The organism is Pseudomonas sp. ICBG1301, assembly GCF_016918385.1.
GTDB lineage: Bacteria > Pseudomonadota > Gammaproteobacteria > Pseudomonadales > Pseudomonadaceae > Aquipseudomonas > Aquipseudomonas palleroniana.
The window spans coordinates 435,330-448,015 of record NZ_JAEKGB010000004.1 but is presented as its reverse complement, the minus strand read 5'-3'; the positions used below and the strand labels follow the sequence as shown (position 1 = coordinate 448,015).

The 12,686-nt window shown below is 58.6% G+C and carries 12 protein-coding genes; 3 read left to right on the top strand and 9 right to left on the bottom strand.

Annotated elements, in window-relative coordinates:
- The first annotated feature begins 20 nt into the window (after positions 1-20).
- Complete coding sequence (locus JBE38_RS12130) at positions 21-374, top strand: carboxymuconolactone decarboxylase family protein (protein WP_205344363.1); 354 nt, start codon at positions 21-23, stop codon at positions 372-374.
- Here the strand turns inward: JBE38_RS12130 and JBE38_RS12125 are convergent.
- Positions 352-1,317: a GlxA family transcriptional regulator gene (locus tag JBE38_RS12125; RefSeq protein WP_090368114.1), complete on the bottom strand. Its 966-nt coding sequence runs from the start codon at positions 1,315-1,317 to the stop codon at positions 352-354. The two genes, JBE38_RS12130 and JBE38_RS12125, sit on opposite strands and share 23 nt — an antisense overlap.
- A 225-nt stretch (positions 1,318-1,542) precedes the next feature.
- Here JBE38_RS12125 and JBE38_RS12120 point away from each other — a divergent pair, with 225 nt between their 5' ends.
- Positions 1,543-2,181 carry an HD domain-containing protein gene (locus tag JBE38_RS12120; protein WP_090368112.1) on the top strand — a complete coding sequence of 213 codons (639 nt, stop codon included), beginning with the start codon at positions 1,543-1,545 and terminating at the stop codon, positions 2,179-2,181.
- Between the two features lie 66 nt (positions 2,182-2,247).
- On the opposite strand, the gene JBE38_RS12115 is transcribed toward JBE38_RS12120, so the two are convergent.
- From JBE38_RS12115 to JBE38_RS12080, 8 genes are all read right to left on the bottom strand, one after another.
- Complete coding sequence (locus tag JBE38_RS12115; RefSeq protein ID WP_090368110.1) at positions 2,248-3,132, bottom strand: ABC transporter permease subunit; 885 nt, start codon at positions 3,130-3,132, stop codon at positions 2,248-2,250.
- Complete coding sequence (locus JBE38_RS12110) at positions 3,129-4,049, bottom strand: ABC transporter permease subunit (RefSeq protein WP_060753535.1); 921 nt, start codon at positions 4,047-4,049, stop codon at positions 3,129-3,131. The genes JBE38_RS12115 and JBE38_RS12110 overlap by 4 nt, the downstream gene beginning before the upstream one ends.
- On the bottom strand, positions 4,046-5,188 hold the full coding sequence (locus JBE38_RS12105; RefSeq protein ID WP_028618367.1) for an ABC transporter ATP-binding protein: 1,143 nt from the start codon (positions 5,186-5,188) through the stop codon (positions 4,046-4,048). Before JBE38_RS12105 ends, JBE38_RS12110 begins: the two co-directional genes overlap by 4 nt.
- A gap of 65 nt (positions 5,189-5,253) precedes the next feature.
- The gene (locus tag JBE38_RS12100) at positions 5,254-6,348 is read right to left on the bottom strand and encodes a polyamine ABC transporter substrate-binding protein (RefSeq protein ID WP_090368107.1); all 1,095 of its coding nucleotides are present in this window, start codon (positions 6,346-6,348) and stop codon (positions 5,254-5,256) included.
- 173 nt (positions 6,349-6,521) lie between these two features.
- Entirely contained in the window at positions 6,522-7,616 is a 1,095-nt protein-coding gene (locus tag JBE38_RS12095) for a polyamine ABC transporter substrate-binding protein (protein WP_161548734.1), read from the bottom strand.
- 182 nt (positions 7,617-7,798) lie between these two features.
- Positions 7,799-9,163, bottom strand: coding sequence for an aspartate aminotransferase family protein (locus tag JBE38_RS12090; RefSeq protein ID WP_060753538.1), 1,365 nt, complete (start codon positions 9,161-9,163; stop codon positions 7,799-7,801).
- A 58-nt stretch (positions 9,164-9,221) separates the two neighbouring features.
- On the bottom strand, positions 9,222-10,580 hold the full coding sequence (locus JBE38_RS12085) for a glutamine synthetase family protein (RefSeq protein ID WP_060753539.1): 1,359 nt from the start codon (positions 10,578-10,580) through the stop codon (positions 9,222-9,224).
- Positions 10,581-10,659: 79 nt separating this feature from the next.
- Positions 10,660-10,899 carry a hypothetical protein gene (locus JBE38_RS12080; protein ID WP_090368103.1) on the bottom strand — a complete coding sequence of 80 codons (240 nt, stop codon included), beginning with the start codon at positions 10,897-10,899 and terminating at the stop codon, positions 10,660-10,662.
- A gap of 278 nt (positions 10,900-11,177) precedes the next feature.
- On the opposite strand from JBE38_RS12080, the gene JBE38_RS12075 reads away from it, so the two are divergent.
- On the top strand, positions 11,178-12,554 hold the full coding sequence (locus JBE38_RS12075; RefSeq protein WP_010207341.1) for a glutamine synthetase family protein: 1,377 nt from the start codon (positions 11,178-11,180) through the stop codon (positions 12,552-12,554).
- The last annotated feature ends 132 nt before the right edge of the window (positions 12,555-12,686 follow it).

The window sequence follows — 12,686 nt, the reverse complement described above, 5'->3', positions numbered from 1 at the left end:
CCCGTTCAGGAGTTACCGCAATGTTCAATAACTGGTCCGACTTGCTGCCTACCGTGAAGAAAGCCTTTGGCGCGCTGGGCAAGAGCAACCCGAAGATGGTCAAAGCCTACATGGCGCTAGGCGAGGCTGCCGAGGAAAACAACGTGCTCGACGCCAAGACCCGCGAGCTGATTTCCATCGCCGTGGCTATCACCACCCGCTGCGACGGCTGCATCGGCGTACATGCCGATGCGACAATCAAAGCCGGTGCCACCCGCGAAGAAGTCGCCGCCACCCTGGCTACCGCGATTTCGCTGAATGCCGGCGCCGCGTACATCTACTCGCTGCGCGCCCTGGAAGCCTACGACACGCTCAAACCGGCGCCGCAAAGTTAAGCCGGAACTGTTGCGGGGTCACGCCCAGTCGGCGATTGAATACACTGCGCATGTGCTGGGCATCGCGAAAGCCACACTGGTAGGCCACGGTCTTGAGCGGTGCGCAGCTGCTTTCGAGCATCACCCGCGCCGCATCCACCCGGGCTCGCTCGACAAACTCAGCCGGCGTTATCCGTGCTTCACGGGCAAATACCCGGGAGAAATTGCGTGCACTCATATTGGCCGCCTTGGCCAGATCGGCGATGGTCAAATCCCCCGTCAGGTTCGCCAACACGTACAACTGCACCAGCGCCACCGCCGAGGTGTTTTCGGCGTGGGGCGTGAGGAACGGGCTGAACTGCGACTGCCCACCGGAACGCTGGGTGAACACCACCAGACGCTTGGCCACGCTCAGCGCGACTTCCGGGCCATGGTCCTGGGCCAACAGGTACAGCGACAAGTCGATGCCTGCGGTCACACCTGCCGACGTGTAGAGGTTGCCGTCCTGTGCGTAGAGGCGATCGGCATCGACCTGGGCTGTAGGGCACAGACGCGCCAGATCTGCGGCGTCGTTCCAGTGGGTGGTGACGGTTTTTCCATCCAGCAGGCCAGCGCGGGCCAGCAGGAAGGCGCCGTTGCAGATCGAACCGAAGCGTTGTGCTCTCTGTGTTGCACCGCGTAGCCAGTCATCGAAGGGGGCACCGAAATCCTCGAAGGGTAGTTGCGGGCCGCCAGCGACCAGCAGCAAGTCGTAGGGTTCAAGGGCTTCGCGGTAATGCCGATGGGCCTGTAGTGGCAGGCCATTGGAGGCCGCCATCGAGCCATGGCCAAGGCCGATGACTTCCAGCTGGTAATGGTCCTGCGGCGGCAAAAAGCGGTTGGCCTCGCAAAACACATCCATCGGCCCCGTCACATCCAGCGACTGGACGCCGGGAAAGATCAGAATGGCAACGGTTTTTTGCATGAGTAAACCTTATCTCTGGACTGGCGCGAAACCCTGTGGGAGCCGGGCTTGCCTGCGATGCAGGCGACTCGGTCTGTCAGGTATACCCAAGTGATGCTATCGCACATTTGATCGCGTACAGCCTTGGCACGATGTGCAACCACGTTGGCCGGGATCACTCCCTCGCCGCGATGGCCCCTTTGCAGGCACACCACCAGACTGGAATCTTTCCAGAGGAGAGCCATCATGAGCACCACTATCGCCGGTATCCAGATCCCCGACAGCGCACTGGCCAAGGCCACCACCGAATACATTCGCGACGTCGAATCCGACCTGCTTTATCACCACTCCAGCCGCGTGTTCCTGTTCGGCGCCTTAAGCGGTGAACGCAAACAACTCGCTTACAACCCGGAGTTGCTCTACGTCGGCGCGATGTTCCATGACCTGGGCCTGGTCGAAGGCCATCGCAGTGACAACGAACGTTTCGAAGTGGACGGCGCCAATGCGGCGGCCACGTTTCTCAAGCCTTACGGGCTGAGTGACGACGACATCGAACAGGTATGGCTGTCCATCGCCCTGCATACCACACCGGGCGTGCCGCAGCATCTACGCCCAACCGTTGCGCTGGTGACGGCCGGCGTCGAGATGGATGTCCTGGGTATGGATTATGCAGCGTTTTCCAGCGTGCAGCGCGAGGCGGTGGTGCATGCGCATCCACGGGGTGAAGGGTTCAAGGAGTGCATCATCTGCGCCTTTGCCGACGGCTTGCGCCATCGCCCACAGACCACGTTCGGCAACGTGAAGACGGATGTACTGGTGGATCAGGAGCCAGGGTTCAAGCCGATGAATTTTGTTGAAGTCATCCGCAAATCGCCCTGGGCTTGAAATGCAATCAACTGTGGGAGCAAGCCCGCTCCCACAGTTTGATCCAGTTTCTTCAGGTAGACCTGATTAGACCGGTGCAGTCGCGCGGCGCTTGTCCGGCTGCTGCCAGCCATCCGCCGCCGCTTCTTCGATGGCTTGCTGGATGGCTTTCTTGCGGTGCTCTTCGGCACGACGGCTGAAGAACCACACCAGGAAGGTCACCAGCGACACCGCCAACAGAATCAGGCTGGCCACGGCATTGATCTCGGGTTTGACCCCAAGGCGCACCGCCGAGAACACTTCCATCGGCAAGGTCGTCGAGCCCGGGCCCGATACGAAGCTGGCCAGTACCAGGTCATCCAGCGACAAGGCGAACGACATCATGCCGCCCGCCGCCAGCGATGGCGCGATCATCGGGATCGTTATCAGGAAGAACACCTTCCACGGTCGCGCCCCCAGGTCCATCGCCGCTTCTTCAATCGACAGGTCCAGCTCACGCAGGCGTGCCGACACCACCACCGCCACATACGCCGCACAGAAAGTGGTGTGGGCGATCCAGATGGTGACGATGCCACGCTCCTGGGGCCAGCCGATCATTTGCGCCATGGCCACGAACAGCAGCAACAGCGACAGACCGGTGATCACTTCCGGCATCACCAACGGCGCGGTCACCAGGCCGCCGAACAGCGTGCGGCCCTTGAACTGGCTGATGCGCGTCAGCACGAAGGCCGCCAAGGTGCCCAGGGCCACCGCAGCCACCGCCGTATAGCAGGCGATTTCCAGCGAGCGGGCCACCGAGCCCATCAACTGGGTGTTGTCCAACAGGCCCACGTACCACTTGATCGACCAACCGCCCCAGACTGTCACCAGCTTGGATTCGTTGAACGAGTAGATCACCAGGATCAGCATCGGCAGGTAGATGAACAGCAACCCCGCCACCAGCATGAAGCTTGAGAAACTGACGCGCTTCATATCTTGCCCTCCATCTCTTTGGCTTGGCTGCGGTTGAACAGGATGATCGGCACGATCAGGATCGCCAGCATCACCACCGCCAGGGCTGAGGCCACCGGCCAGTCACGGTTATTGAAGAACTCTTGCCACAACACTTTACCGATCATCAGGGTTTCCGGGCCGCCCAGCAGTTCCGGGATCACGAACTCGCCCACTACCGGGATAAACACCAGCATGCAACCGGCGATGATGCCGTTCTTGGACAGCGGCACGGTGATCTTCCAGAAACTGTTGAAGGTGCTCGAACCCAGGTCGGACGCGGCTTCCAGCAGGCTCTGGTCGTGTTTGACCAGGTTGGCGTACAGCGGCAGGATCATGAACGGCAGGTACGAATAGACCACGCCGATATACACCGCAATATTGGTATTGAGGATCTGCAGGGGCTCGTTGATCAACCCGATGGACATCAGGAAGCCATTGAGCAAACCGTTGTTGCTGAGGATGCCCATCCACGCATACACACGGATCAGGATCGCGGTCCAGGTCGGCATCATGATCAGCAACACCAGCACGGTCTGCATCTCTTTGCGCGCGCTGGCGATGGCGTAGGCCATCGGATAGCCGATCAACAGACACAGGAGCGTGCTGAAAAACGCCATCTTCAACGAGCCCAGGTATGCGGCGATGTACAACTCGTCGTCACCCAGCATCGAGTAGTTGGCCAGGTTGAGCACCACCTGCAGTTTCTGCTCAACGAAGGTGTAGATCTCGGTGTAAGGCGGGATCGCGACGTCGGCTTCGGCAAAGCTGATCTTCAAGACGATGAAGAACGGCAGCATGAAGAACAGGAACAACCAAAGGAATGGAATCCCGATAACCACGTGTCGACCATCGGGAGTTATTCGTTGCAACTGGCGCTTGAGCTTCTTCATGTTCATGAGCGAAGTACCACGCCGCTGTCGTCTTCCCACCACACGTAGACCTGGTCGCCCCAGGTCGGACGCTGGCCACGGCGTTCGGCGTTAGCCACGAAGGACTGCACCAGTTTGCCGCTCGGCAGTTCCACGTAGAACACCGAATGGCCACCCAGGTAGGCAATGTCGTGCACTTTGCCGCTGGACCAGTTGTGCTCGCAGGTCGGCATTTCGGTGGTGACCAGCAGTTTTTCCGGGCGAATGGCGTAAGTCACGGATTTGTCTTCCACCGAGGTGGCAATGCCGTAGCCCACGTAGATGTCGCGGTCCAGGTCCGGGCACTTGAGCACCGCGTGGCCTTCGGCGTCATCCACCACCTGGGTGTCGAAGATGTTGACGTTGCCGATGAACTCGCACACCAGGCGGCTGGTCGGGGTTTCGTAGATATCGATCGGGCTGCCGATCTGGGCGATCCAGCCCAGATGCATGATCGCGATGCGTTCAGCCATGGTCATGGCCTCTTCCTGGTCGTGGGTCACCATGACGCAGGTCACACCCACGCGCTCGATGATCTCAACCAGTTCAAGCTGCATCTGCGAACGCAGTTTCTTGTCCAGCGCGCCCATCGGCTCATCGAGCAGCAGCAGTTTCGGGCGCTTGGCCAGGGAACGGGCCAGGGCCACACGCTGACGCTGACCACCGGACAACTGGTGCGGCTTGCGCTTGGCGTACTGGCTCATCTGTACCAGCTTGAGCATCTCGGCCACCCGGGCGTCGATTTCGGCCTTGGGGATCTTGTCCTGTTGCAGGCCGAAGGCGATGTTCTGCGCCACGGTCATGTGAGGGAACAAGGCGTAGGACTGGAACATCATGTTGATCGGCCGCTCGTAGGGCGGCATGTCGGTGATGTCCACACCGTCGAGGTAGATGCGACCTTCCGTTGGGCGCTCGAAGCCTGCGAGCATGCGCAGCAAGGTGGATTTGCCTGAGCCCGAACCGCCGAGCAAGGCGAAGATCTCGCCTTTCTTGATTTCCAGGGACACATCGTCCACGGCAATCGTCTCGTCGAACTTCTTCGTGACCCGGTCGATTTTGACCAACACCTTTTTCGGTGTCTGGTCGCCCTCGAGGGCTTTCTTATAGGCGCCGGAGGCAACTGCCATTTGCGAAACTCCCAACAAAGTTTTCTGTTCGACCAATACGGACGAAACCTTGGATAGTTTGAGCCTTACTTGCCCGTCTTGACCTTGGTCCAGCTACGGGTCATCAAACGCTGCACTTTCGGGGGTAACTCGAAGTTGACGAATGTCCGGTCGAGAACCGCCTGCGGTGGGTAAACCGCTGCGTCAGTGCGTATCGATTGCTTCATCAGCTTGTCCGCCCCTGGGTTAGGGTTGGCATAACCGACGACATCACTGACCTGGGCGATCACCTCAGGTTGCAGTAAATAGTTGATGAAGGCGTGGGCCTCCTTGACGTTGGTGGCGTCCTTGGGGATCGCCAGCACGTCAAACCACAGGTTGCCGCCTTCTTTCGGAATCACGTAGGCAATGTTCACGCCCTTGTCCGCTTCAGCCGCGCGAGACCTGGCCTGGAACACATCGCCGGAGAAGCCTGCCGCCACGCAGATGTTGCCGTTGGCCAGGTCGGAAATGTATTTGGAAGAATGGAAATAGGTCACGTAGGGCCGCACTTTGAGCAGCTTTTCTTCGGCCTTCTTGTAGTCTTCGGGGTTGGTGCTGTTAGGGTTCAAGCCCATGTAGTTGAGCACCGCCGGCAGCATTTCATCCGCCGAGTCCATGAACGATACGCCGCAAGTGGCCAGCTTCTTCATGTTTTCCGGTTCGAACAGCACGGCCCAGGAGTCAATATGATCGACGCCGAGCACTTCCTTGACCTTGTCGACGTTGTAACCGATGCCATTGGTGCCCCACAGATACGGCACTGCGTACTGGTTACCCGGATCGTTCTTTTCCAGACGCTTGAGCAGCGCCGGGTCAAGGTTGGAATAGTTCGTCAGTAAAGACTTGTCGAGCTTCTGGAACGCCCCGGCCTTGATCTGCTTGCCGAGGAAGTGGTTGGACGGCACGACCACGTCGTAGCCGGTGCGCCCGGCCAGCAACTTGCCTTCCAGGGTTTCGTTGGAATCGAACACGTCATACACGGGCTTGATGCCGGTAGCCTTTTCGAAGTTGGCCAGCGTGTCGGTACCGATGTAGTCCGACCAATTATAAATATGCACAGTCGGGGCGGCCTGCACGCTGACAGCCAGCGTGATACCTGCACCCACCAGCAAGGCTTTGCGAAATAAAGAAATTGGCAAGTGGAGGTCCTCTTAAATAGTTGGGCCCAAAAGTTGTTGCCCGGCAACAAAACCGGCGCGCAACTTACCCTCGATAAACCGATCCGGCAAAACTTTCTGTCATTTAAATGTGTGGGAGCGGGTTATGTGGGAGGGAGCAAGCCCCCTCCCACACTCCCCTCCGGCCTTGAGGCTTATTTACCGGATTTGATCTTGGTCCAGCTGCGTGTCATTTCACGCTGGGTCGCAGCCGGCAAGTCAGCAATGGCGTAGAGCTTGGCCTGCACATCGGCTGGTGGATAGATGCCTGGGTCGCTGGTGATTTCCTTGTCGACCAGTGCGGTAGCCTTCTCGTTACCGTTCGGGAAACGCACGCTGTCGGTGATCGCAGCCATGACCTCCGGCTTGAGCAGGTAGTTCATGAACTTGTAGGCGGCGTCGACGTTTTCGGCATCTTTAGGGATGGCGACCATGTCATAGAAGCTGCCTGCACCTTCTTTCGGAATATCGTAGGCCACCTTGACCTTGCCGCCGGCTTCGGCCGCACGGGACTTGGCCTGCTGGATATCACCCGAGTAACCCACGGCGACGCAGATGTTGCCGTTGGCCAGGTCCGAGATGTACTTGGACGAGTGGAAGTAGCTGATCGACGGACGGATTTTCAGGAACAGGTCTTCGGCTTGCTTGAGCTGTTTTTTATCCTGAGTGTCGGTTGGCAGGCCCAGGTAGTGCAGAGCCACCGGCAGCATTTCGGTCGGCGAGTCGAGGAAGCTCACGCCGCAGCTCTTGAGCTTGGCAATGTTTTCAGGCTTGAGCAGCACGTCCCACGAATCGATCTTGTCCACGCCCAGCGCGGCCTTGACCTTCTCCGGGTTGTAGCCGATGCCGATCGAGCCCCACATGTAAGGGAAGGCGTGCTTGTTGTCCGGGTCGCTGACCGACACGGCTTTAAGCAGGGATTTGTTCAGGTTGCCGTAGTTGGACAGCTTGGACTTGTCCAGCTCCTGGTAGACACCGGCCTTGATCTGCTTGGCGAGGAAGTTGTTCGACGGAACGACGATGTCGTAGCCGGACTTGCCTGCCAGCAACTTGGCTTCCAGGGTTTCGTTACTGTCGAAAACGTCGTACACCACTTTGATGCCCGACTCTTTTTCAAAGTTGGCGATGGTGTCCGGTGCAATGTAGTCAGACCAGTTGTAGACGTGCAGCACTTTATCGTCTGCCTGGGCCGCACCCGCCATTGCGCCCATCAGGGACAAGGCGAGGAGAGTCTTGCCAGCGTTCTTCAAACCTAATGCCTTCATTATGGTGATGCTCCAATTTTTCTTTTTTGGGCCACGTTCTTTTATGTTCGGCGGCCCTTCCGGAGGGCAACAAAACAGGGGGACAGTCTGGCAAGTTCAGGGGCCGGCTTTCAACCAAGGCCCCTACATTTATAACTGCTCAGTGAACCGCGTACTGAGCCTAGCACTTAGCCCTGCAATGCCGCCAAAGTCAGGTCCAGGCACGTCCGCGCCTTGGTCACCAGTTCGTCGATTTCGGCCTTGCTGATCACCAGCGACGGCGAAATGATCATGGTGTCACCCACGGCGCGCATGATCAGCCCGTTGTTGAAGCAGAAGTTGCGGCAAATCATGCCCACGCCTTTGCCTTCATAGCGCTTGCGGGTGGCCTTGTCCTGGACCAGCTCGATCGCACCCAGCATGCCTGCACCGCGAACTTCACCCACCAACGGGTGGTCAGCCAGTTCCCTCAGACGTTTCTGCAAATACGGTGCCGTTTCTTCGTGCACACGCTCTACGATTTTTTCATCGCGCAGGATGCGGATGTTTTCCAGGGCCACCGCCGCTGCCACCGGATGGCCGGAATAAGTGAAACCGTGGTTGAAATCACCCCCTTCGTTCAACACGGCAACTACATCGTCGTGCACGATCAGGCCGCCCATGGGCACGTAGCCCGAGGTCAGGCCCTTGGCGATGGTCATCATGTGCGGCTTGAGGTCATAGAAGTCGCTGCCGAACCACTCACCGGTACGGCCGAAGCCGCAGATCACTTCGTCGGCGACAAACAGGATGTCGTACTTGGCCAGGATTTCCTTGATGCGCGGCCAGTAGGTATCCGGCGGCACGATCACACCACCAGCGCCCTGGATCGGCTCGGCAATAAAGGCACCGACGTTGTCCACGCCCAGCTCCAGAATCTTCTCTTCCAGCTGGTTGGCGGCCCAGACCCCGAACTCCTCGGGACTCATGTCGCCGCCTTCGCCAAACCAGTAAGGCTGGGCGATGTGGGTGATGCCCGGGATCGGCAAGTCGCCCTGTTCATGCATATACGTCATGCCGCCCAGGCTCGCGCCGGCCACGGTGGAACCGTGGTAGCCATTCTTGCGGCTGATGATGACTTTTTTGTTCGGCTGGCCCTTGATCGCCCAGTAGTGGCGGACCATGCGCAACATGGTGTCGTTGCCTTCGGAGCCGGAACCGGTGAAGAACACATGGTTCATGCCGGCCGGTGCAATGTCGGCAATCACCTTGGCCAGTTCCAGCACCGGCGGGTGAGCCGTCTGGAAGAACAGGTTGTAGTAGGGCAGCTCTTTCATCTGCTTGGCGGCGGCGTCGGCCAGCTCATCACGACCGTAACCGACCGCCACGCACCACAGGCCGGCCATGCCGTCGAGGATCTTGTTGCCTTCGCTGTCCCACAGGTAAACACCGTGGGCTTTGGTGATGATCCGTGGGCCCTTCTCTTTCAATTGCTTGAAATCGCTGAACGGCGCCAAGTGATGATCGCTGCTCAAGGCTTGCCATTCACGGGTTTGCGGGTTGTTGCTGGACATACCAATCTCCTAGACTTTTCAGTGAAGGGCGCGCTGTTCCCACAGTGCGCCCGGCGCGTCAGACGGCGAAGAGCAGGAATTCCCGCTCCCATGAACTGATCACGCGCTTGAAGTTTTCATGCTCGGCCCGCTTGACCGCGACGTAGCCTGTGATGAATTTGCGACCCAGGTATTTCTCGATGGTCTTGCTGTTTTCCATGCGTTCCAAGGCATCTTCGATGGTCAACGGCAGGCGCAGGTTGCGTCGCTCGTAACCACGGCCCACCACGGGCGCGCTTGGGTTATGGCCTTCGACCATGCCGATGAAGCCACACAGCAAACTGGCGGCAATGGCCAGGTACGGGTTGGCGTCGGCACCCGGCAGGCGGTTTTCCACGCGGCGGTTCTGCGGGCCGGCATCCGGCACACGCAAACCGACGGTGCGGTTTTCTTCGCCCCATTCCACGTTGACCGGCGCCGAGGTGTCGGGCAGGAAACGGCGGAACGAGTTCACGTTGGGGGCAAACAGCGGCAGCAATTCAGGGATGAATTTCTGCAGGCCGCCAATGTGGTTGAGGAACAGTTGGCTCATGGTCCCGTCTTCATTGGAGAAGACGTTCTTGCCGGTGGCGATGTCGATGATGCTCTGGTGCAAGTGCATCGCGCTGCCGGGCTCGCCGGTCATCGGCTTGGCCATGAAGGTGGCGGCCACGTCGTGCTTGAGCGCGGCTTCGCGCATGGTGCGCTTGAACACCAGGATCTGGTCGGCCAGGGACAGGGCATCGCCATGACGGAAGTTGATTTCCATCTGCGCGGTGCCGTCTTCATGGATCAGGGTGTCGAGGTCCAGTTCCTGCAGTTCGCACCAGTCGTAGACATCTTCGAACAGCGGGTCGAATTCGTTGGCCGCTTCTATAGAGAAGGACTGGCGACCGGTTTCCGGGCGGCCGGAACGGCCAATCGGCGGTTGCAGCGGGAAGTCCGGGTCTTCGCAGCGCTTGGTCAGGTAGAACTCCATCTCCGGCGCCACAATGGGCTGCCAGCCTTTATCGGCATAGAGCTTGAGGACTTTCTTGAGTACGTTGCGCGGCGACAGCTCGATCGGGTTGCCTTGCTTGTCGTAGGTGTCGTGGATCACCTGGGCGGTCGGCTCAATGGCCCAAGGCACCAGGAATACGGCGTTCTGGTCGGGGCGGCAGATCATGTCGATGTCGGCCGGGTCGAGCAATTCGTAATAGATGTCGTCTTCGACGTAGTCGCCGGTGACGGTCTGCAGCAGCACGCTCTCGGGCAGACGCATGCCTTTCTCGGCGATGAACTTGTTGGTCGGCGAGATCTTGCCCCGGGTGATGCCGGTGAGGTCGCCAATCATGCATTCGACTTCTGTGATCTTGTGGTCTTTCAACCAATCGGTGAGCTGGTCGAGGTTGTTACTCATAAATGCCTCTGGGCTGGGTTTCCTGACATCCATTAAAGGTCAGGCGTTGGTTGACGCAGCATCCGCGTCGCTTTTTCGTTCAGGGTAGGAGCTTACCCGTCATTTGCTGCTGCGTTGCATTCCTCAGGCCAAAGTTGTGCAGAATCATGATCGGCAGCGTGGAAGGCAGCCGGTCAGTCACAGTTGAGAAGGCAAAAAGGAGGTCGGACAGGCCGTCAAGAATATTGGCCGGTACGCGGGCATTCACGCGGGGTGAACGGACTGCGGACAACGCCTGGCGCAAGCAGGCAAAGACGCCGAATGGCGGCAGGTGAAACATGAAACACCCCGGTATTATTGCTGTTATGGGTTTGAATCGAGCTTAGCCTTGTTCATTTTTTTACACAACACCCCCGTAAAAAATACAACACGGCCCGCTCAAGCCTGCGAGTCCCAAGCCCTTCAAACCCAAAAAACCGCCCCAAAAAGCCCCAAAAATGCCCTCGCGGCGCTTTTTTAGGGCGAAAAATGCCTCGCTTGACTTCGGCATGCCGTTCGGGTTGACTGAAACCAGAAAAGATCAATGATTGATATTTTTAACAACAAAGGTGTTGCATCATGTCGGTACCCCCGCGTGCCGTTCAGCTTAACGAAGCGAACGCGTTCCTTAAGGATCATCCTGAGGTTCTGTACGTAGACCTTCTAATTGCGGATATGAATGGTGTGGTGCGCGGCAAGCGCATCGAACGCACCAGCCTCCACAAGGTTTACGAGAAGGGCATCAACCTGCCTGCCTCTTTATTTGCCCTGGATATCAACGGCTCGACGGTGGAAAGCACCGGCCTGGGCCTGGACATCGGTGATGCTGACCGAATCTGTTATCCAATCCCCGATACCCTGTGCAATGAACCTTGGCAAAAGCGCCCAACCGCGCAGCTGCTGATGACCATGCACGAACTTGAAGGTGAACCTTTCTTCGCCGATCCGCGCGAAGTGCTTCGCCAGGTTGTCAGCAAATTCGACGACCTCGGTCTGACGATCTGCGCCGCCTTCGAACTTGAGTTCTACCTGATCGACCAGGAGAACGTGAATGGCCGCCCACAACCGCCCCGCTCGCCGATCTCCGGCAAACGCCCGCACTCGACACAGGTCTACCTGATCGACGACCTCGACGAATACGTCGACTGCCTCCAGGACATTCTGGAAGGTGCCAAAGAGCAAGGCATCCCGGCCGACGCCATCGTCAAGGAAAGTGCCCCGGCGCAGTTCGAAGTGAACCTGCACCACGTGGCCGACCCGATCAAGGCTTGCGACTACGCCGTACTGCTCAAGCGCCTGATCAAGAACATCGCCTACGACCATGAGATGGACACCACCTTCATGGCCAAGCCTTACCCAGGCCAGGCAGGCAACGGTTTGCACGTACACATTTCGATCCTGGACAAGGACGGCAAGAACATCTTTGCCAGCGAGGATCCCGAGCAGAACGCCGCATTGCGTCACGCGATCGGCGGTGTGCTCGAGACCCTACCCGCCCAAATGGCGTTCCTGTGCCCCAACGTCAACTCCTACCGGCGTTTCGGCGCGCAGTTCTACGTGCCGAACTCGCCGTGCTGGGGCCTGGACAACCGCACCGTGGCGATTCGCGTACCGACCGGCTCGTCCGACGCCGTACGTATCGAACACCGTGTAGCCGGCGCCGACGCCAACCCCTACCTGCTGATGGCTTCGGTCCTGGCAGGCGTGCACCACGGCCTGACCAACAAGATCGAGCCTAACGCACCGGTGGAAGGCAACAGCTACGAGCAGAACGAGCAGAGCCTGCCGAACAACCTGCGCGATGCCCTGCGTGAGTTGGATGACAGCGAGGTGATGGCCAAGTACATCGATCCTAAATACATCGATATCTTCGTCGCCTGTAAGGAAAGTGAGCTGGAAGAGTTCGAACACTCCATCTCCGACCTTGAGTACAACTGGTACCTGCATACCGTATAAACGGTTGCTGCGCTGATAACGAACGCTGCCGACTTTGGTCGGCGGCGTTTTTTTATGCGTTTCTGCTAGGACACTGGGTTGGCCTCATCGGGAGCAAGCCCCCTCCCACACTTGAACGTATTCACAAATCAA

Coding starts and splice junctions, on each gene's coding strand:
- JBE38_RS12110 (WP_060753535.1), bottom strand. CDS start 4,049: ATGAACATGAAGAAGCTCAAGCGCCAGTTGCAACGAATAACTCCCGAT.
- JBE38_RS12105 (WP_028618367.1), bottom strand. CDS start 5,188: ATGGCAGTTGCCTCCGGCGCCTATAAGAAAGCCCTCGAGGGCGACCAG.
- JBE38_RS12115 (WP_090368110.1), bottom strand. CDS start 3,132: ATGAAGCGCGTCAGTTTCTCAAGCTTCATGCTGGTGGCGGGGTTGCTG.
- JBE38_RS12125 (WP_090368114.1), bottom strand. CDS start 1,317: ATGCAAAAAACCGTTGCCATTCTGATCTTTCCCGGCGTCCAGTCGCTG.
- JBE38_RS12080 (WP_090368103.1), bottom strand. CDS start 10,899: ATGTTTCACCTGCCGCCATTCGGCGTCTTTGCCTGCTTGCGCCAGGCG.
- JBE38_RS12120 (WP_090368112.1), top strand. CDS start 1,543: ATGAGCACCACTATCGCCGGTATCCAGATCCCCGACAGCGCACTGGCC.
- JBE38_RS12085 (WP_060753539.1), bottom strand. CDS start 10,580: ATGAGTAACAACCTCGACCAGCTCACCGATTGGTTGAAAGACCACAAG.
- JBE38_RS12090 (WP_060753538.1), bottom strand. CDS start 9,163: ATGTCCAGCAACAACCCGCAAACCCGTGAATGGCAAGCCTTGAGCAGC.
- JBE38_RS12075 (WP_010207341.1), top strand. CDS start 11,178: ATGTCGGTACCCCCGCGTGCCGTTCAGCTTAACGAAGCGAACGCGTTC.
- JBE38_RS12130 (WP_205344363.1), top strand. CDS start 21: ATGTTCAATAACTGGTCCGACTTGCTGCCTACCGTGAAGAAAGCCTTT.